The 19,079-nt window shown below is 70.4% G+C and carries 20 protein-coding genes and 1 pseudogene; 6 read left to right on the top strand and 15 right to left on the bottom strand.

What is annotated here, in order from left to right; translation table 11 throughout:
• Positions 1-9 precede the first annotated feature (9 nt).
• The 3 genes from ASD23_RS15500 to ASD23_RS15490 all read right to left on the bottom strand — a co-directional run bounded on the left by ASD23_RS15500 (position 10) and on the right by ASD23_RS15490 (position 3,992).
• Complete coding sequence (locus ASD23_RS15500; RefSeq protein ID WP_200941723.1) at positions 10-1,812, bottom strand: alkaline phosphatase family protein; 1,803 nt, start codon at positions 1,810-1,812, stop codon at positions 10-12.
• A gap of 168 nt (positions 1,813-1,980) precedes the next feature.
• Entirely contained in the window at positions 1,981-3,111 is a 1,131-nt protein-coding gene (locus ASD23_RS15495) for an ABC transporter permease (protein WP_056012510.1), read from the bottom strand.
• Positions 3,108-3,992: an ABC transporter ATP-binding protein gene (locus tag ASD23_RS15490; protein ID WP_056012507.1), complete on the bottom strand. Its 885-nt coding sequence runs from the start codon at positions 3,990-3,992 to the stop codon at positions 3,108-3,110. The genes ASD23_RS15495 and ASD23_RS15490 overlap by 4 nt, the downstream gene beginning before the upstream one ends.
• 287 nt (positions 3,993-4,279) lie before the next feature.
• On the opposite strand from ASD23_RS15490, the gene ASD23_RS15485 reads away from it, so the two are divergent.
• Positions 4,280-5,701 carry an MFS transporter gene (locus ASD23_RS15485; protein WP_056013444.1) on the top strand — a complete coding sequence of 474 codons (1,422 nt, stop codon included), beginning with the start codon at positions 4,280-4,282 and terminating at the stop codon, positions 5,699-5,701.
• 10 nt (positions 5,702-5,711) lie between these two features.
• Here ASD23_RS15485 and ASD23_RS15480 read toward each other — a convergent pair whose 3' ends face one another.
• Genes ASD23_RS15480 through ASD23_RS15470 form a run of 3 tightly spaced genes read right to left on the bottom strand, consistent with a single transcriptional unit; the run spans position 5,712 to position 7,079 of the window.
• On the bottom strand, positions 5,712-6,272 hold the full coding sequence (locus ASD23_RS15480; RefSeq protein WP_056012504.1) for a dihydrofolate reductase family protein: 561 nt from the start codon (positions 6,270-6,272) through the stop codon (positions 5,712-5,714).
• Positions 6,272-6,745: an SRPBCC family protein gene (locus ASD23_RS15475; protein ID WP_056012501.1), complete on the bottom strand. Its 474-nt coding sequence runs from the start codon at positions 6,743-6,745 to the stop codon at positions 6,272-6,274. Before ASD23_RS15475 ends, ASD23_RS15480 begins: the two co-directional genes overlap by 1 nt.
• Positions 6,738-7,079 carry an ArsR/SmtB family transcription factor gene (locus ASD23_RS15470; protein WP_056012492.1) on the bottom strand — a complete coding sequence of 114 codons (342 nt, stop codon included), beginning with the start codon at positions 7,077-7,079 and terminating at the stop codon, positions 6,738-6,740. Before ASD23_RS15470 ends, ASD23_RS15475 begins: the two co-directional genes overlap by 8 nt.
• A 109-nt stretch (positions 7,080-7,188) precedes the next feature.
• Between ASD23_RS15470 and ASD23_RS15465 the strand changes: the two genes are divergently transcribed.
• Positions 7,189-7,563 carry a cupin domain-containing protein gene (locus tag ASD23_RS15465; RefSeq protein WP_056012489.1) on the top strand — a complete coding sequence of 125 codons (375 nt, stop codon included), beginning with the start codon at positions 7,189-7,191 and terminating at the stop codon, positions 7,561-7,563.
• 52 nt (positions 7,564-7,615) lie between these two features.
• Positions 7,616-8,029 carry an aspartate 1-decarboxylase gene (gene panD / locus ASD23_RS15460; protein WP_056012480.1) on the top strand — a complete coding sequence of 138 codons (414 nt, stop codon included), beginning with the start codon at positions 7,616-7,618 and terminating at the stop codon, positions 8,027-8,029.
• A 35-nt stretch (positions 8,030-8,064) separates the two neighbouring features.
• On the opposite strand, the gene ASD23_RS15455 is transcribed toward panD, so the two are convergent.
• The 6 genes from ASD23_RS15455 to ASD23_RS15430 all read right to left on the bottom strand — a co-directional run bounded on the left by ASD23_RS15455 (position 8,065) and on the right by ASD23_RS15430 (position 13,962).
• Positions 8,065-8,760 (bottom strand): response regulator, encoded by a 696-nt coding sequence (locus tag ASD23_RS15455; protein WP_056012477.1) that lies wholly within the window; start codon positions 8,758-8,760, stop codon positions 8,065-8,067.
• Entirely contained in the window at positions 8,757-10,142 is a 1,386-nt protein-coding gene (locus ASD23_RS15450) for a sensor histidine kinase (RefSeq protein ID WP_056012474.1), read from the bottom strand. Before ASD23_RS15450 ends, ASD23_RS15455 begins: the two co-directional genes overlap by 4 nt.
• A gap of 54 nt (positions 10,143-10,196) precedes the next feature.
• Positions 10,197-11,471 (bottom strand): RNA polymerase sigma factor, encoded by a 1,275-nt coding sequence (locus ASD23_RS15445; protein ID WP_082571497.1) that lies wholly within the window; start codon positions 11,469-11,471, stop codon positions 10,197-10,199.
• The gene (locus tag ASD23_RS15440; protein WP_056012472.1) at positions 11,471-11,803 is read right to left on the bottom strand and encodes a YciI family protein; all 333 of its coding nucleotides are present in this window, start codon (positions 11,801-11,803) and stop codon (positions 11,471-11,473) included. The genes ASD23_RS15445 and ASD23_RS15440 overlap by 1 nt, the downstream gene beginning before the upstream one ends.
• An 84-nt stretch (positions 11,804-11,887) precedes the next feature.
• Positions 11,888-13,585: a SulP family inorganic anion transporter gene (locus tag ASD23_RS15435; protein WP_200941743.1), complete on the bottom strand. Its 1,698-nt coding sequence runs from the start codon at positions 13,583-13,585 to the stop codon at positions 11,888-11,890.
• 5 nt (positions 13,586-13,590) lie between these two features.
• Positions 13,591-13,962: an ArsR/SmtB family transcription factor gene (locus ASD23_RS15430; protein ID WP_056013435.1), complete on the bottom strand. Its 372-nt coding sequence runs from the start codon at positions 13,960-13,962 to the stop codon at positions 13,591-13,593.
• Positions 13,963-14,054: 92 nt separating this feature from the next.
• On the opposite strand from ASD23_RS15430, the gene ASD23_RS15425 reads away from it, so the two are divergent.
• A complete protein-coding gene (locus ASD23_RS15425) occupies positions 14,055-14,600 on the top strand; it encodes an EXPERA domain-containing protein (RefSeq protein ID WP_056012469.1) in 546 nt (181 codons plus the stop codon).
• Positions 14,601-14,670: 70 nt separating this feature from the next.
• Here ASD23_RS15425 and ASD23_RS15420 read toward each other — a convergent pair whose 3' ends face one another.
• Positions 14,671-16,086: an HNH endonuclease signature motif containing protein gene (locus ASD23_RS15420; RefSeq protein ID WP_056012466.1), complete on the bottom strand. Its 1,416-nt coding sequence runs from the start codon at positions 16,084-16,086 to the stop codon at positions 14,671-14,673.
• On the opposite strand from ASD23_RS15420, the pseudogene ASD23_RS19455 reads away from it, so the two are divergent.
• A pseudogene (locus tag ASD23_RS19455) lies at positions 16,039-16,305 on the top strand (hypothetical protein); the annotation flags it as partial. The gene ASD23_RS15420 and the pseudogene ASD23_RS19455 overlap by 48 nt on opposite strands.
• On the opposite strand, the gene ASD23_RS15415 reads toward ASD23_RS19455, so the two are convergent.
• A complete protein-coding gene (locus ASD23_RS15415; protein WP_082571494.1) occupies positions 16,252-17,634 on the bottom strand; it encodes a glycosyltransferase in 1,383 nt (460 codons plus the stop codon). The pseudogene ASD23_RS19455 and the gene ASD23_RS15415 sit on opposite strands and share 54 nt — an antisense overlap.
• A 61-nt stretch (positions 17,635-17,695) precedes the next feature.
• Between ASD23_RS15415 and ASD23_RS15410 the strand changes: the two genes are divergently transcribed.
• Positions 17,696-18,352, top strand: a complete 657-nt coding sequence (locus tag ASD23_RS15410) for a TetR/AcrR family transcriptional regulator (protein WP_056012463.1) — start codon at positions 17,696-17,698, stop codon at positions 18,350-18,352.
• Between the two features lie 30 nt (positions 18,353-18,382).
• Here the strand turns inward: ASD23_RS15410 and ASD23_RS15405 are convergent, their stop codons facing one another.
• A complete protein-coding gene (locus ASD23_RS15405) occupies positions 18,383-19,060 on the bottom strand; it encodes a hypothetical protein (RefSeq protein ID WP_235507765.1) in 678 nt (225 codons plus the stop codon).
• Positions 19,061-19,079 lie beyond the last annotated feature (19 nt).

Here is a 19,079-nt window from a genome sequence, read left to right as displayed (position 1 = left end):
GATGGCGCATCAGTGAGCGGATGCCGCGGCGTACCCGGCCTCGATCGACACCGTGACGGGGCTGCCGTCGACGACCGCGGTCGCCTGCACGGTGACCGCGCCCGCCGGCACGCTGGCCTTGCGCGTCGTGAACGTGTGCACGGCGTTCGCGCCGGGCTGCACCTCCGCGAAGGTCTTCGTGCCGTACGCCGACGTCAGGGTCAGCGCGACGGGCACCGGCGAGTGGTTCGTCGCCTTGACCGCCACGACCACCTTGCCCTTGACGAGTCGGGTCTCCGCCTCGGCCGAGACCTCGAGCGACGGCGCCGCCGCCTGCTCGAGGCGCACGCCGTCGACGGTCCAGAAGTAGCTGTTGGTGCCCGTGTACCGGAACCGGAACTGCGCCGTCGTCGCGCCCGCGGGCACGCTGAGCACGAGACGCTCGTGGGCGTTGGTGGCCGCGGTGTACGACTTCACGAGCACGGGGGCTCCGCCGTCGAAGCTCACGAACACCTCACCGGTCTGCGGGCCGTCGATCTGGTAGTTCGTGGCGAAGGCGAGCGTCGCCGTCGCGGCACCGTTCAGCGGGTAGGCGGGGCTCACGAGGGTGGAGTCGAACTTGCCCGCTGCGTGCGTCTTGTCGTCCCACTCGTCGGAGTCGGCGACCGCGAACACGTCACGGTTGCGAACGCTCGTCTCGCGCAGCTGGCCGAGCTCGACGTTCGTCCAGAACTCGTCGGTCGCGAAGGTCCAGCCGCGCAGTTCGGTGATGCCGCCGGTGGGCATCGCCGAGTTGTCGATGCTCCAGCCTGCAGGCGTGGTGTGCGTCCAGCCGAGGGTGGTGGCACCCGGCCGGGTCTCGTCGACCTGGGTCTGCAGCGCACCGCGCACCGAGTCGAACTCGTCGGGCTGCAGCTGACCGAGCGCCGTGCCGTCGAGGTTCCACGCCGGGTCGGTCGCGACGCCCGCCGCTGCGATGACCGTCGGTGCGATGTCGACGAGCTTCACGTCGTACCGCACGGAGCCGGCCGGGATGCCGGCGCCGGCGGCGATCACGAAGGTCTTCCGTTCGGCCGGCGTGCTGCCGCCGTGGCCGCCGGTCGGGGTGTGGCCGTGGTCGGCGGTGACGACGATGAGCCAGTCCTCGTCGGCGCGGGTGGCGCGAGCGTCGACGGCGTCGAGGATCTGCCCGATCTGCTGGTCGACGCGAGCGAGGGCCTGCCCGTAGGCGGCGCCGCTCGTGCCGACCGAGTGGCCCGCCCCGTCGACCTCGTCGAGGTGCACGAAGACATCGTCGGGGTCACCGGTCGAGAGGGCAGCCACGGCGCGAGCCGTGGTGCCGTCGTCGTTGCCGCCGGCCTCGCGAACGTCGACCGCCGGACCGAAGACGGTCTGCGAGATCGGACCCCACGTGCCGACGACGTAGGTGTCGCGCGACGGGTCGCCCGCTTCGATGCGGGTGAGGTAGTCGGGGTAGGTGGCATAGGCCGGGTTGCTGAAGCTGTTGTCGGTGACGCGGTGCTTGTCGGGCCACACGCCGGTGGCGATCGTCGACCAGCCGGGACCCGAGACGGTGCCCGACATCGGCGCCGCGTAGAGGTTGCTCGCCGCGGTCATTCCCTCGGCGCGGAGCGCATCGAGGTTCGGCATGTCGGCCGGCGCGAGGAAATCGAAGGCGGCGCCGTCGAGGCCGATGACCAGGGTCTTCGAGGCGCGGGCCTCGGCGACGGTCGACATGGAGGGTGCCGCGTTCGCGACGATCGGCGCTGAGATGAGCACGGTGCTCAGCGCGGCGGTAGAGACAGCGAGGACGGTGCGTTTCGTCGAGTGCATGGATGGTCTCCAGAGCTTGGCGTGCGCACCGAGCGGTCGCCCGGCGCGCTCGCCAGTCTCACGTACGCGGTGCCCCTTCGGGTGAACGCCCGGCGGCGAGACACCGGAGTTGTTCGAACAACTGCGCGCCGCGGCATCCGCTCAGCCTGCGCTCGTGGTGCGCCGGTCTCAGCCCTTCAGCGCCTCGCCCCACGGCACGCGAGCGCCCGTCTTCAGCAGCGAGCTGCGGTAGATGCGCTCGCCGATCACGACCGCGAGCGCCGCCGTGGCGAGCAGGAGTGCGAGCGACACGAACGGCTCCCACCACTCTGCGGTGCCGAGGAAGACCCGCATCGGCATGCCCACCGGCGCCGAGAACGGCACGTAGCTCATGATCGCGAGCACCGTCGGGTTGTCGTTGAAGAAGATCACGAGGAAGTACGGGATCATCACGAGCATCGTGACGGGCGTCGTGACCGTGCCGATGTCCTCGGCCCGGGAGACGAGCGCGGCCGTGGCGGCGAAGAGCGCCGCGAGCATCACGAAGCCGATCGCGAAGAACACGATGAACCAGACGACCGACGGGCCGAGCCCGCCGAGCAGCACCCGCTGGCCGGTGAGCATGAGCCCGAGGAGCGCGAGCACCGCGATCGCGAGGATCTGCCCGAACGCGAGCACGCTGTTGCCGATCACCTTGCCCGTGAGGAGCGCCCGCGCCGACACCGTCGAGAGCAGGATCTCGACGACGCGGGTCTGCTTCTCCTCGACGACCGACTGGGCGATCGTCGTGCCGAACGTCAGCGCCGACATGAAGAACACGATGCCGAAGCCGAACGCCACGAAATAGGCGAGCATCGGGTCGACCGCGGCGGGTTCGAGCAACTCGACCGTGGGGCGCACCGAGAGAGCCGAGACCACGTCGTTCGGCGTCGACTCGAGTCCCAGCACCACGATGCCGAGCGGTTCGGATGCCGCGGGCGCAACGATCGCCTCGACGTCGCCGTCGCGCAGCATCTGCTCGGCGACATCCTGATCGGCGGCCGGCACCGCCTCGAGGGCGGGGTTGCCCTCGACGACGTCGGTCGCGCCGGCGACCACGGCCACCTTCGGCAGCTCCGACTGCGAACCGAAGATGCTGCCGAGCACCACCGAGGCGAGCACGGCGAGCATGAGCACGCCCGTCGAGATCAGGAACGCCTTGCTGCGCATGCGCATCGTGATCTCGCGCCCCGAGATGAGCCTGACGGTCTCGACGAAGCCGGGGGTGCTTCGATCGTCGGCTCGGCCGTTGGTGCGCGATGCGCTGGTGTCGAGAGTCACTGCACGACCTCCGTGAAGATCTGGGCGAGCGTCGTGTGCTCGCGGGAAAAGCTGATGACGTCGCCGCGGGCGACGGCTGCGGCGAGTGCGGCCTGCCGTGCGGCATCCGACTCGGCCTCGAAGACGGCCCAGCCGCCGTCGAAGTCGGCGACGCGGATGCCGGGCTGCTGGCGCAGCCAGCCGAGATCGCCCGAGGTGAGCAGCTCCCAGCGATCGGAGCCGTGCTCGGCGCGGAGCGAGTCGCGGCTGCCGGCCGCGGCGATGCGGCCGCCCGCGATGATGACGAGGTCGTCGCAGAGCCGTTCGACGATGTCGAGCTGGTGCGAGGAGAAGAGCACGGGTGCACCGGATGCCGCGGCATCCGACAGCACGCCCTGCACCGTCTCGACGGCCATCGGGTCGAGGCCCGAGAACGGCTCGTCGAGCACGAGCACCTCGGGGCGGTGCACGAGCGCCGCCGCGATCTGCGCCCGCTGCTGGTTGCCGAGCGAGAGCGACTCGATCGTGTCGTTCGTGCGCTCGCCGAGTCCGAGCCGCTCGAGCAGTTCGAGGGCGTTGCGGTGCGCGGCCGCGGCGCTCCAGCCGTGCAGGCGGGCGAGATAGACGGTCTGCTCGAGCACGCGCATCTTGGGATAGAGACCGCGCTCCTCGGGCATGTAGCCGAAGCGGCGCCGGTCGGCGGTCGTGAGCACTTCGCCGCCGAGCGTCACGGTGCCTTCGTCGGAGGCGAGCACGCCGAGGATGATGCGCATCGTCGTGGTCTTGCCGGCGCCGTTGCCGCCGACGAAGCCGGTGAGCCGGCCGTCGCCGACCGTGAAGCTCACGTGGTCGAGGGCGAGGCGCTCGCCGTAGCGCTTGGTGACGTCGTGGAGTTCGAGCATGGCTCCACCGTACGGATGCCGCGGGGTCGCGGCATCCGTCGTGCGGGGGGTCTTGCACCGGGCCGTGTTGGAGAAGAGGGGCCGCGGCGGCGCCGCGGGGCGAGCCTGAGGCGAGCCTGCCTCCGTCGTGCGGGGGAGGGGTTCCGGATGTCGCGGGTGCTGGTTATCCTCGCAGGGTGACCGACGAGCCCGGCGGATCCGAAGCGGGCGAGGCGCCGGCAACGGCCCACGCCGCGGGATCGCCTGCGCAGGGTTCGCCGCCAGTCGTCGTGCCGCCGCCAGGCGGCATGCGCACCTTCGTGCAGGTGCTCGTGAACACGATGATCGCGAACGTCACGACGAGCTTCCTGTGGTTCGCACTCACCTTCTGGGTGTACCTCGAGACGCGGTCGGTGCTCGCGACGGGCGTCATCGGCGGCGCCTACATGCTCCTCGTCGCGGTGTTCTCGATCTTCTTCGGCACGATCGTCGACCGGCACCGCAAGCACCGGGTCATGCTGTTCTCGAGTCTCGTGACCCTCGGCTCGTTCACGGTGGCCGGCGTCCTCTACCTCACGCAGCCCGAGGCCGCGCTGCTGGACCTCGGCGGACCGTGGTTCTGGCTCTTCTCCGGCATCATCCTCTTCGGCGCGGTCGTCGAGAACATGCGCAACATCGCGTTGTCGACGACCGTGACCCTGCTCGTGCCCGAAGAGCGGCATGCGAACGCGAATGGCATGGTCGGCACGGTGCAGGGGCTCGCCTTCCTCGTCACGAGCGTCTTCAGTGGGCTCGCGATCGGCATGCTCGGCATGGGGTGGACCCTTGCGATCTCCATCGCGGCGACGCTGGTGGCACTCGTGCACCTGTTCTTCGTGCGCATCCCCGAGGCGCACCCGGTCGTCGACGGCGAGCACCCGCCGGCGATCGACCTGCGCGGCAGCATCGCGGCGATCCGCGGGGCGCCGGGACTCTTCGCCCTCATCGTGTTCTCGACCTTCAACAACCTCATCGGCGGCGTCTACATGGCGCTCATGGATCCGTACGGCCTGACGCTCTTCCCCGTCGAGATGTGGGGCCTCGTGCTCGGCGTCTCGTCGTCGGGATTCATCATCGGCGGTATCGCCATCGCGAAGTGGGGGCTCGGGCGCAACCCGATCCGCACGATGCTGCTCGTCGTCATCGGCATGGGCCTGCTCGGGGCGCTCTTCACGATCCGCGAGTGGTGGGTGCTCTACGGGCTCGGCATCTGGCTCTACATGACGCTCATCCCCGCGGTGGAGGCCGCGGAGCAGACGGTCATCCAGAAGGTCGTGCCCTTCCGGCGGCAGGGGCGGGTGTTCGGGTTCGCGCAGGCCTTCGAGGCGGCGGCCGCGCCCATCACCGCGTTCCTCATCGCGCCGATCGCCGAGTTCTGGATCATCCCCTACATGGAGTCGGCCGACGGGCAGGCGACCTGGGGCTGGCTGCTCGGTGAGGGCGACGCGCGGGGCATCGCTCTCGTGTTCCTCTTCAGCGGGCTCGCGATGGTCGTGCTGGCGCTCTTCGCGTTCGGCACGCGCTCCTACCGGCTGCTGTCGGCGGAGTACCTGGGGGAGGCGGCGTCAGGGCCGCAGGCCGGCGCATCCGAGTCGGATGAGTCGGATGACGCAGATGTCGCCGGCGACGCCGGCGACGCGGCGGATGCCCCGTCGCACACCGCCGACGAGGCATCCGTGGACCGCAGGTAGTCCGGCGCGGTCAGCCTAGGCGGTAGGTCAGGCCGAGGTGCCCGCTCGGGTGCCTGGCCACGTCGTCGAGCTCGAGCGGGCGGTCGCCGAGGTCGGCGGGGGTGAACGGACGCCCGGCGCCGATCAGCACCGGCACGACGCGCAGGCGCAGCACATCGACGAGGCCCGCCCGGAAGAGCGCGTCGGCCAGGGTGAGGCTGCCCCAGACGACGATGTGCTCGTGCCGCGTCTTGAGTTCGGCGACGGCCTCGGTGGCCGTGCCGCGGACGATCTCGATCGATCCGTCGCCCCACGGCGCCGTCTCGAGCGTGTTCGACATCACGAACTTCGGCAGTCGGTTGATCGGCTCGGCGACGACTTCGACCTCGGGGTCGGCGACCGGCCAGTAGTCGGCGAACATCCGGTACGTGTTGGCGCCGAGCAGGATCGCGTCGACATCGGCGAGGAACGCGAGTTGGTCGTGATCGTTCGGGTTGCCGCCGCGCGCCATGCCGATGAAGTCGAGTCCGCCGTCGAGGTCGGCCGCGTACCCGTCGACGCTGACGATCTGCTCGACCGTGAGCCGGCCCATCAGCGCTGCCCTCCGTCGTTCGGCCGAGCCTCGAGTCGTTCGTCGAGCACGTCGAAGGCGCTCGCCCAGCCGTCGTAGACGTTGTCGTCTCCCGGAACGCCGGCGATGCCGACGAGGTGGAACGTCATCTCGGTGCGCTCGCCGAGGTCCGCCAGCGTCACGGTGATGACCGGGGCGTCGTCGTCGCCCGGCATCCCCCACGTGAAGACGAGTCGCTCGGGTTCGACGACCTCGCGGTAGACGCCCGCCGTCGGATACTCCGAGCCGTCGGGCGCGATCATCGTGTAGCGGTATCGCCCACCCGGGCGCACATCGAGCTCCACGGTGTCGCGCGGGGTGACGACGCCCGCGGGGTGCCACCAGGCGGATGCCTCGTCGGGGTCGGTCCAGGCGCGCCAGATGGTGTCGCGGGGTGCGTCGAAGACGCGGGTGATGGTGAACTGCTTCGTTGCGGAGGCGGTCTGCTCAGGCATCCGTCGATCCCTTCATCTCGCGGAGTCGCTCGTCGAGCTGGTCGAAGCGTGCGTTCCACTCGCCGCGGTGGCGCTCGACCCAGGCGGATGCCTCGTCGAGCGGTTCGGTGCGAAGCGAGCAGGTGCGCCACTGGGCCGACGCGGTTCGCTCGATGAGCCCGGCGCGCTCGAGCACCTTGAGGTGCTGCGAGATCGCGGGCCGGCTCATCGCGAAGGGCTCGGCCAGTTCGCCGACGGTCGTCGGTCCGCCGCGGAGGCGAGAGAGGATCTCGCGTCGCGTCGGATCGGCGAGCGCCTGGAACACGAGGCTGAGCTCGTCGGGCCCCTGCTGCATGTAAGCAACTCCTTAATTAATGATTTGCTTACATTACGTCGACGGCGTGCCCGCGTCAAGGGTCGGGCGCAAATGGCGGATCAGCGGAGCGAGCGAGGAGAATGACGCGATGACCGACGACGTGCGCGCAGTGCGCAACCTGCAGACCGCCCTCGACTCCTTCTCCGAGCACTGGCAGCCCCATCGGCTCGCGAGCGTGAACGACTACGACGTGAAGGTCTTCAAGGCGCAGGGCGAGTTCACCTGGCACACGCATCCCGACACCGACGAGTTCTTCATGGTCGTCTCAGGACGTCTCGTGATCCAGCTACGAGACGGCGACGTTGAGCTCGGTGCGGGCGACGTCTACGTCGTGCCGCGCGGCGTCGAGCACTGCCCGCGCGCCGACGGCGAGGTCTCGGCGATGCTCATCGAACCGCGCGGCACCGTGAACACGGGCGACACCCCGAGCGAACGCACCGCGCAGTTGCGCGAGCTCGGCTGAGGGGCCCGTCACGAGGCGCCTTCGTCGCCGCAGCATCCGTAGGCTGGATGCCGTGTTCCGGACCATGCTGAAGTCGAAGATCCACCGCGCCACCGTCACGCACGCCGACCTGCACTACGTCGGCTCCGTCACGGTCGACCGCGACCTCATGGACGCCGCCGACCTGCTGCCGGGTGAGCAGGTCTCGATCGTCGACGTGACGAACGGCGCCCGCCTCGAGACCTACGTCATCGAGGGCGAACGCGGTTCCGGCGTGCTCGGCATCAACGGCGCGGCCGCGCATCTCGTGCACGAGGGAGACCTCGTCATCTTGATCTCCTACGCGCAGATGGACGACGAGCTGGCGCGCGCCTTCGAGCCGAGCATTGTGCACGTCGACGTCGCGAACGCCATCGTCGAACTCGGCAACGACGCCGGGGATCCGGGCGCGAGCGGAGCGCAGCGCTCGCCGCACGCCGTCGCCTGACGAGCACCGGGCGGGGCTGGGCCGCCTGACGGGGCTCAGCGCCGGGCGCGCACCACCCCGTGCTCGTACGCATAGACGACGGCGTGCACGCGGTCGCGCAACGCGAGTTTCATGAGCACCTTCGAAACGTGCGTCTTCACGGTCGCCTCGCCGACCCAAAGCCGTTCGGCGATCTCGGCGTTCGACAGGCCGGCCGCGAGGTGTTCGAGCACCTCGCGCTCCCGGTCGGTCAGCGTGTCGAGCTCTGGCGAAGGCTGCGGCTCTCGAGTGGCAGCCTGCTCGACGGCGCCGAGCGCGTCTCCCGCCCGGTCGGCCACGGCCTCGATCACGCGCCGCGTGACATCCGGCGACAGCAGTGCGTCGCCCCTCGCGACCACCTGCACCGCCTCAATGAGCTGCTCGGGGCTCGAGTTCTTCAGCAGGAACCCGCTCGCCCCCGCCTCGAGTGCGGCGAAGAGGTAGTCCTCGCGATTGAAGGTCGTGAGCACGAGCACGGCGGCAGCGGATGCCTCGTCGGCGGTGATGCGCCGAGTGGCCTCGAGTCCGTCCATGCCCGGCATCTGCACGTCCATGCAGACCACGTCGGGCGAGAGGGCTGCGACCGCGGCGATCGCCTCCTCGCCGTTCGCCGCTTCGCCCACGACCTCGATGCCCTCTTCGGAGTCGAGGATCGTGCGGAACCCGCCGCGCACGAGCGACTGGTCGTCGACGACGAGCACGCGAATGTTCATGCGCTCACCTCTTCGGTACGGCGCAGGGGGAACTCGGCGCGCACGAGGTAGCCGCCGCGCGAGCGCGGTCCGAGTTCGAGGCGGCCGCCGGCCGCAGCGACCCGCTCGCGCATGCCGACCTGGCCGAGACGCCGGCTCGAGGCATCCGTCGCCGTCTCGCTCGTCGCTCGAAGCACGGCGCCGGAGTTGGTCACCTCGACCTCGACCGACTCACCCGCCCAGCGCACGCGCACCTCCGCTGTCGCGGCGGCGCCGGCATGCTTCCGCACGTTCGTGAGGGCCTCCTGCACGATGCGGTAGGCGCTGAGGTCGACGACGGCGGAGACGGGAACCGGTTCGCCGACGATCGCGAGCGTCGTCGGCAGGCCGCTCGCGTCGCACTCCGCCACGAGTTCGTCGAGACGCGCGATGCCCCGCGTCGAGGTGCTCGTGGTCGCCCGCTCGCCGTCTTCGCCCGCCAAGCCCAGGGCGTGGTCGAGCACCGCGACCGGCCCGGTCTCGGCATCACCCCGGAGGGTGCCGAGCAACCCGTGGAGCTCGTCGACGGCGTCGCGGGCGCTCGACTCGATCGCGGAGAGCGCGGTCGCCGCCGCGGCAGGATCCTTCGCGAGGACGCGTCGGGCGGCGCCTGCCTGCACCCCGATCACCGAGACGTGGTGCGCGACGACGTCGTGCAGTTCGCGGGCGATCCGCAGCCGCTCGATCGCGACCGCCTGGGCGCGCGTTCGCTCGCGCTCGGATGCGAGTTCGGCGGTGCGCTGCTCGAGCTCGGCGCGAGAGCGTGCCGAGCGGTACCCGGTGTCGCCGAAGTACCACGCGCCGCCGAAGTAGAGCAGGTTCGTGAGCACGTTGATGAGGCCGTACGCGAGGTAGGGCGACACCGTTCCCTCGCGGGAGAAGTCGGGCAGGTAGTCCTGCATGGCGGAGTAGTAGACGAGGCCCCAGAAGAGCCATCCGAACATGCAGGCGACGATCACGCCGCGCACGATCGTGGCACGGCGGCGGCTCCGACTCCACGCGCCGACCGTGTAGATCGCGACGAACAGGCAGATGTTGCTGAAGAGCGCGTCGCCGACCGGCACGACGCCGCCGACGATGAAGGTCGCGGATGCCACGAGCGCGACGATCTCGGGCTGCAGCCGGCGAGCCGCGAGCGGGAGGGTCATGGCGGCGACCCAGATGACCGAGCCCCACCAGGGGGCGGCGTCGCCCCCCGCATCGCCCTCGCCCCACCCGGCGATGCGGTAGAGCACCACCGTCGCTGCCGTGCCGACGGCGAGCACGAGTGCGAGGATCACGTCGTTGCGGATGCCGCGGCGACCCGGTCGCGGGCGGACCCACTCGATGCCGTCGACGACGGGCGGAGCGGTGTTCTCGGTCATCCGTCCACGTTATCGAGGCGACGGAACCACGGGATCCGCCACGAGACGGAGAAGTCAGTGCCGCTCGTCGATGGCGTCGAGCCGTCGTTGCAAGAAGGCCTGCTCCGCCGCGTTGTCCGTGAGGATCTGCGCCTCCTCGTAGGCGAGTCGCGCCTCGGTGACGCGACCAAGGCGTTGCAGCGCGTCGGCACGCGCCGCGGCGAGGTAGGGGTACCGAGCGAGTCTGGGATCGGCGGCGAGCTCGTCGAGCTCGGCCAGTGCTTCGGCGGGACCCTCGGCGAAGCCCAGGGCGATCGCCCGGTTGAGGCGCACGACCGGCGACACCCACACGTCCACCAGCAGGTCGTAGAGGCCGAGGATCTCGACCCAGTCCGTCTCGGACCATGACGGGCTCTCGTCGTGCACCGCCGCGATCGCGGCCATCAGGGCGTACCGACCCGGCGGGCGGGCCCGCAACGCCTCGCGCACCAGGGCCGCGCCCTCGGCGATCGCCCCCCGGTTCCAGCGCGAACGATCCTGGTCCTCCATGAGCAGGAGCTCACCGTCGTCGCCGAGCCGGGCCTCGAGTCGAGCGTCGGTGAGCACCACGAGGGCGAGCAGACCCGCGACATCCGGATCGCCCGGGAGCAGCACCCGCAGGAGGCGTGCGAGTTCCCGCCCCCGTTCGGCGAGGTCGCGGCGCATGAGGTCGACGCCGAACGGCGCGGTATGGCCGGTCGCGTAGACCAGGTGCACCACGGAGAGCACGCTGTCGAGGCGCGGGCCCAGTTCATCGGGGGCCGGCACCCGGTAGGGGATGCCCGCGGTCGTGATCTTCTGCTTCGCGCGGGTGATGCGGGCGGCCATCGTCGGCTCCGGCACCAGGAACGCGCGCGCGACATCCGCCGTCGACAGTCCGCACAGGAGGCGGAGTGTGAGCGCGACGCGCGCCTCGACCGAGAGGGCAGGATGGCAGCAGGTGAAGACCAGCGCGAGCCGGTCGTCGGGAATCGACTCGCCCGTGTCGGCGAGCTCGTCGACCGGCGGCGGCTCGGGATCGACGAGTTTCGGCAGCGATCTGAGAGCGGTGGCAGTGCGCCGGCGCACGTCGAGCGCCCGCCGTCGCGCCGTCGTCGTGAGCCAGGCACCCGTATTCGTGGGGATGCCGCGGCTGCCCCAGGTGGCGAGCGCGCTTGCGTATGCATCCTGCACGGCCTCTTCGGCCGTGTCGATGTCGCCCGCCACCCGGATGGTGGCCGCCAGCACGAACGCCCACTCCCGACGATGCGCCTCCGCGACCGCGGCGGCGACATCGGCGGGAGCCGGGGCCGGACCGGCGGCCGGCGTCATCAGCTCACCAGCCGCACCGGTCGCACCTCGACGCCCGCGCCGGCCGGCACCTCCGCCGCGATCGCGAGCGCTTCATCGAGATCGGCGGCCTCGATGAGGAAGTACCCGCCGATGACCTCCTTCGACTCCGTGAACAGGCCGTCGGTCACGACCACGTTGCCATCGTGGTCGTGTCGGACCGAGGTTCCGGTGGCGGGCGATTCGAGCGCCGCCCCGCCGAGCAGCGAGCTCGAGCGGCGCTCCATGAACTCCCGGTAGGCCGGGTTGACCGCTTCGCCTGCGGCCTGGGCGGCGTCATCGGCCTGGTAGATCAGGATCAGGTACTTGGACATGTCGTCATCCTCTCTCCTCCGGCACCGTTTCGTGCCGTCACCATACCGACGCGCTCGTCGACCGGAAATCGACAACGCAGCCGATCACGCGTGCGAGGTCTCCGCGCGCCGCACGTGACTCCGTGCATGCTCGACGGCTGGGCCGAGTTCGTCGAAGAGGTGGTTCCGGTGACGGAGCGAGGCGATCACGCCGACCCGCTCGGCGAGACGCAGGTGCCGCGTCTGGATGCCCTTCACAAGCACGGTGACGCCCCGTCGTTCGAGTGCCGTGATGAGCTCGGTGATGACCTGGGCGCCGGTGGCATCGAGCAGCTGCAGTTGCGACATCCGGATGATGACGACCTCGATGCCCTGGATGTCGCCGACGCGCTCGAGCATGCGCTCGGCTGCGCCGAAGAAGAGCGCCCCCTCGAGGCGGAACAGGGCGATGCGCTCGTCGCCCGGCTCGGCCGGACCGGGCAGCTCCTCGCGGTGGACGCCGCTCGAGCGTGCAAGCGCCCGGAGGGCGAAGAACGCGGCAGCGGCGATGCCGATGAGCACGGCGTAGACGAGGTCGAAGCTGACCGTGATGATCGCCGTGACGCCGAAGACGATCGCGTCGGCCCGGGTCGACCCGACGACGGTGCGCACCGTCGCGATCGAGATCATGCGGAACGCCGTGACCATCAGCACACCCGCGAGTGCCGCCAAGGGGATCTCGGCGACGACCGCCGCACCGAACGAGACGACGAGCAGCAGCAGCGCCGCGTGGGTGATCGCCGCGAGCCGGGTGCGTCCGCCCGAGCGCACGTTCACCGCGGTGCGCGCGATCGCGCCCGTCGCGGGCATGCCGCCAAAGAAGCCCGCGGCGACCGACGCGAGGCCCTGGCCGACGAGTTCGCGGTCGGCGTCGTACGGGCCGGTGTCGGAGATCGAGGCGGCGACCCGTGCCGACAGCAGCGACTCGATCGCGGCGAGGGCTGCGACCGCGAACGCCGGGCCGGCGAGGCTGGCGAGCATCGTCCAGTCGGTCTCTGGCACTGCGGGCACGGGAAGGCCCGCCGGAAGCTCCCCGATCGTGTCGACGGGAAGGCCGAAGCCCGCGGCGATCAGACTGACCACGACGATCGCGACGATCGAGCCGGGGAAGCGATGATGGATGCGCGGTGCCACGAGCATGATCGCTGCCACCACGGCGACGATGCCGAGGCTCCATCCGAGCTCCGGCCACGCGGCAGTGGGGATCGCTTCGGCGGCGGCGACCGCGGCGTTGGGACTGGGACCGGGGGAGACCCCGAGTGCTGCGGGCACCTGCTGCAGGAAGATGATCACCGCGATGCCGAGCGTGAACCCCTCGATCACCGGCCACGGGATGTAGGTCACGGACCGGCCGAGGCGCAGGGCGCCGGCGGCCAGCACGATAAGACCCGCGAACAGGCAGACCACCGCGAGCACGCCCACGCCGTGCGCGGCGATGATGGGGCCGAGCACGACGACCATCGCGCCGGTCGGTCCGGACACCTGCACGTTCGAGCCGCCGAAGACCGCGGCGACGAACCCGGCGACGATCGCCGTCACGAGCCCGCTCTCGGCGCCTGCTCCGGAACTCACGCCGAACGCGAGCGCGAGCGGCAGCGCGACGATGCCCACGGTCACGCCGGCGGCCAGGTCGCCGCGCCAGGTGCGCCGGAGGTCGCGGTAGTCGGATGCCGCGGGCGCGAGGTTGCGCAGGTGACGCGCGGCTCGTCGCCATCGGCCCGCAGCTGCGGTGCCGGCCCCGGCCGCGGGCAGACCGGACGGCATCGAGCTCATGGCGACACGCTCACCGGCGGGATCTCGGGCAGGCCTCCGTGCTCGAGGAGCTGGCTCTGGGTGGTCTCGAGGATCTCACCGAGCAGCGCACGGGCGACGCGCAGCAGGTCGGCGACCTGCGGGTACGCCAGCCGGTAGTAGACGAGGCTGCCGCGCCGCTCGGCCGCGACGAGCCGATTGCGACGGAGCACCGCGAGGTGCTGCGACAGGTGCGAGGCCTCGAGCGAGGTCGCCGCGATGAGTTCGGAGACGGATGCCTCGGGTGCGGCCGAGAGCACCTCGAGGATGCGGATGCGGATCGGATGGGCGAGGCCCTTGAAGAGACCGGCCTTCACCTCGTACAGCGGACGGTTCGGTTCCGAGAGCATGTGCATCTCCGTGGGTTTACGAATTGATGAAATCATCATGTCACGGGAAGCGCACTGGGCTGACGCCGCGCTCGGCGCTACGCTCTCGATCCATGACCGCCGAACCGCTGCCCGTACCTGTGCCGGAGCCGGGGTCCACGCCCGTACCGAACCTGTCGCTGCGCGAGCGCCCGTTCGACTGGTTCTTCATCGTGGTCTTCTCGCTCTTCACGATCACGAGCCTGATCAGCGACATGCTGCCGACGCTCGGCGTCGACATCTCGTCGCCGTCGTCGAACTTCTTCGTGAACTCGAACTTCTGGTACGCGAGCGACACCGACCCGCTCTTCATGGAGCCGCCGGTGTGGATGCGCATCGTCACGGGCCTCTCGGCGTTCGTCTACATGCCGTTCTACATCGTGCTCGTGCTGTCGCTCATCCGCGGATGGAACTGGATCCAGCTGCCGAGCGTCATCTACGCGACGATGATCTCGACGATCACCGGCATCATCGTGTTCGGTGTCGAGTTCTTCGGCGAGCCCGAATGGCAGACGACGAACCCCGCGAAGTTCCTCGCGTTCAACCTGCCGTACGTGCTCATTCCGATCGTGCTGCTCGTGCGCATGCGGAAGCCCGAGCCCTTCACACGGAGGTTCTGAGCGCACCCTGATCGTTCGCGGGGCGGTTCTGAGTGCGCCCTGATCGTCGCGCGGTCGCGCGGTCAGGCGGTCAGGCGGTCAGGCGGTCAGGAGACGCGTGGTCGAGTTCGAGTCGATCGGCGAGTCGGGTGGGTGAGGTGGTCGAAGGGCGCCAGTGGCCGCCCGGGCCGAGCCAGGCGGGTGGTCGGATCTCGGGGACGCCGTGTTTCATGCGGATGCCCCACCCGGAGGTGTCGATCGAGCGGTGGTGGAACCAACAGAGGAGCACGCCGTTGTCGGTGTGCGTCGCGCCGCCGTGAGCGTCAGGCACGACGTGATGGATCTCGCACCACGCGGCGGGCACGGTGCAGCCGGGGATGAGGCACCCGCCGTCGCGGAGAGTGATGGCGCGGCGTTGGTGCGGCGTGAAGCAGCGTTCGGGTGACCCGAGGCTGAGGATGCGGCCGCCGTCGTCGAGGACGACGGCGTGGATGCCGCCGGTGCAGATCATGTGCCGGGCGGCGCGCAGCGAGATCGGCAGATCCACCCCGTCGGCGTGTGCGGCACCGTGCCCTGTGACGAGATCGGACGCTCGCACGCTTACGAGCACGGTCGGCGCTTGCCCGCCGATGGTCGGGTGTTCGCCGGAGCGTGCCGCGGTGTCGACGATCGCCGCGAGCACGTCGTGCCGTTGCTGCTCGGTGGTGCGAGTCTCGGCCTGCACGGCGAGGTCGGCCCGTTCGGCGTCGGTGAGGAAGCTGCCGCCGCTGCGGGGCGAGAGATGTGCGTCGAGGAGTCGCCGCAGTTTCGCTGCGACCTCGGGCAGGAGTTCGCCCGAGACCGGGATGAGCCCGTCGCGGGCCCGGCCGAGGCGGAAGCCCCGGCGTCGCATGGCGCGTTCGTCGTCGGGTTCTGGGCCGTCTTGGTCGAGGAAGATCGCCCATGCCCGCGCCTGCACCGCGAGTTCATCAGCACTGGCACGCACGGGTGCGGCGTCGCCCGTGCCGGTGGCCTGGTCGACGAGTTCACGCTCGGCGACGTCGAGCTGGGCGGGGTCGGCGACGGTGCGGGTGCGGCCGAGCTCCCGCACGATCGTGGCCGCCGCGTCGAGCCCGACCGAACCGGTGACGAGGGCGGCCGCCAGGTGCGGGTGCGGCGCGGGTACGGGTTGCCCGGCCAGCCCGGTGCCGGCCCGCGTCGCAGAGCCGACCAGTACCCGGCGGCGTGCTTCGCTGCCCGAGATCTGCGTCACCCGCTCCAGCAGTTCGGCCGCGGATCGGCACCCCTTGCGGGCCGACAGGCGCCCGGCGCCGAGTTCGACCCGTGACCGTTCCGCGACCTCGCCGGCGAAGGCGGCACGGTGTGCGTCGAGCAGCCGCCCGACGCTCTCGAGCGCGCCGACCGCGAGGAGCAGTTCGTCATCGCCCAGACCACGGGGCGCCTCGGAATCGAGCACGGCATGGAGCGCCGAGCGAACCTGCTCGAGCGCCTCGGCGATGCCTGCCATACCGACAACACTGCCATCACCCACCGACATTCCATTGCGCCCGAAACATCCGCTCACCAGCGTTTTCTACGCGACTTCTCCTCCACAGGCGGCGCCAAGTGGAAGTTCTCCACAGGAGCGGGAAAAGAGAAGGCGAGGAGGTGGGGGCAGGGCTGCGGCGGGTCGCTAGGCCTCGCTCACTGCAGCCTCCGCCACTGCAGCCTCCGCCACTGCAGCCTCCGTCACTGCAGCCTCCGTCACTGCAGCCTCCGTCACTGCAACCCCCATCCCGAGCACCTCCTCGATTGCACGGTCGAGCCCGGCGAGTCCGTCCGACGCGGCGATCTCCGCCCCGAGTCGCTCGCTCGCCGCACGGTAGCCGGGCTCACGCAGCACGCGAGCCACTGCCTCGCGCACCTGCGCCGCCGTGGGCCGATTGGTGCGCAGGTTCACGCCCGCGCCCGACCACTGCACGCGCGCCGAGACCTCGATCTTGTCTTCGGTCATGCCGGCGACGACGAGCGGCACCCCGTGCTCGAGCGCGTAGTGCACGCCGCCGTAGCCGCCGTTCGTCACGAGTACGTCGGTCAGCGGCAGCAGCCGGTCGTACGGCAGCAGTTCGGCCGCTCGCACATTGGCAGGCAGCGGATGCGGCAGGCTCGCGACATCCCGCCCGCCGGTGCTGACCACGACGAGAGCATCGGAGTCCGCGAGCCCGGCGATCGTCGGGCCGACGAGCTCGTCGAAGTCGGTGTTGGCGATCGTGCCCTGGGTGACGTGCACGACGGGCCGCGACCCGTCGAGCTCGTGCCACCAGCCGGGCAGCGGGTGATCGGAGGCAACCGTGCGCGAGACGGGTCCGACGAAGTGAACGGATGCCGCGAGCTCGCGCCGCGGGTACTCGAATCCGGGCACGGTGAACTGCACGACCGCGTCGGCGAGGGCGGCGGAGTTCAGGAAGAACTCCTCGAGTCGCTCGCCGGTGGATTCGAGCACGAAGTGCTCTGCCGTGCGCTGCACGCCGCCGAAGATGACGCGCTTCGCGACGAATCCGAGGGCGGCGTTTCGGATGCGACCGGCGACGCCGGGCTTCGGCATCACTCCGAGTCCGAACGGCGCGGTGTCGACGCTGTCGAGGCCGAGCGGAAAGATGCCGAGGTTCACGGTCTTGGGCCTCGCGTACTCGGGGCGCGAGAGCAGGCCGAGCATGCCGAGGAAGAGGCCCTCGAAGAGCACGACGTCGGTGGATGCCGCGATCAGGGCGTCGTCGACCGCACGAAGCTGGCTCGCGGCCGGCGCCAGAAAGATCGTCGACATGTCGTAGCGGATGCCGTCGGGGCCGGTGCGGCCGACGCGGCCGGGGAAGGCCGCCGCGAGGTCGCGATCGTCGTAGTCGGCGTCAGCGGGCAGCGCCAGGAACTCGGCGCCGGTCTCGCGCACCGAGGAGCGGAAGCGCGCGCCGGTGAGGAACCGCACGCGGTGGCCCCCGATCACGAGGTGGCGGGCGACGGCGAGCAGCGGGGTCACATGGCCGATGACGGGCGTGCTGGCGATGAGGATGGACGACATGGGACTCCAATAGACTTGATGTGCCTTCCAGAGTATTCACTACCCCGATAGGATAGTCAATATGTCCACCCCGAGTTCTCCCTCGCGGAGCTATCGCTCGACCCTCCGTGCCGAGCAGGCTGCCGCGACGCGACGGCGCATCCTCGCTGCCGCGGGCGCGAGCTTCGCCTCGGCCGGGTACGCTGGCACTTCCCTTGCCGACATCGCCCGCGAAGCATCCGTCTCGGTCGAGACCGTGAAGCTCAACGGCCCGAAGCGCGAGCTGCTGCTCGCATCGTTCGAGCAGGCGTTCGCGGGCGACGAGGGTCACGAGGGAATCGCCGAGCGCGAGGTCGGCCGGCGCATCATGGAGGTCGGCGACCCCGACGAACTGCTCGCCGCCTGGGTGCGGTTCGTCGCCGAGGCGAACGCGCGCGCCGGGCGTCTCTGGCGCAGCCTCGTGAGCGCAGGGACATCCGACCCGCTCGTACGCGAGGCGCTCGATGCGCAGCAGGTGCGCCGCCACGCCGACTTCCGGGCTGCGATCGATCTGTTCGTCGAGCGGGGGATGCTCCGAGGCGACGCCCCGAGCGACGCCGAGCGCGACCGGCTCGCCGACGTGCTCTCGTTCCTCGCCTCGCCTGAGGGGTACGAACAACTCGTGGACGGCGCAGGCTGGAGTCAGCCCGAGTTCGAGGCCTGGCTCGCCGGGGCGGTGCGAACGCTCGTGCTCGGCTGAGGCTCGGCCGGCACGCGGAAGATCGTCGCCTCAGATCCGGACGGGGAAGGTCAACAGGATCACGACCCCGGCAGCGGCGACGACGATCGCGAGCCCGAGCAGCACGCGCACGACCCAGGGCTGCAGTTCTCTTTGAGACATGGCGGTGAGGAAGAGCACGAGAGCGAAGAGCACCGTGAGGATCGAGTAGTTGTCGCCCCGCTGGTTGTTCTCGAGCGCGTCCTGGAATCGGCTGTCGGCTCGCTCGCTGAGTTCGGCCGCCTTCGCCGTTCCCGGAGGGACATAGTCTTCGAGCGCGAATGGACCCCTTGCCTCGCGGTCGCCGGCGTTCCATGCGTCGAACGCCACCGCGAACTCCGGTGAGAAGCGCTGCTCGATGTAGCCGGCCAGCTGTGCGTCGCCCTGATCCGTCGCGAGCACCCACTGCACCCAGATCGCCTGATCATCGGCTCGCGCATCGCGCGCCTGGCTCGCGAAATCGGTCGACTGCACCCGCGCGCTCGACGCCTCGCTGAATGCGATCGACATCTCGCCGCCCCATTTCGACGACTGGAACCCGCACCATGCGGTGAGCACGGCGACGGTCGACAGCACGAAGACGGCGATCGCGTCGACCACGCGTTTGCGGATCACCTCCCGCCGGAGCCTCGACTCGTCGGATGCCGTGGGCGAGTCGTCGACGGAAGGGGATTGCGCGGTCTCGGTCACGGCACGATTCTGCCCCAAC

It is taken from the genome of Agromyces sp. Root1464 (assembly GCF_001427265.1).
GTDB classification, from domain to species: Bacteria; Actinomycetota; Actinomycetes; order Actinomycetales; family Microbacteriaceae; genus Agromyces; species Agromyces fucosus.
Note: the sequence above shows the minus strand (reverse complement) of the source record. Positions and strands in the feature narration are given on the sequence as shown.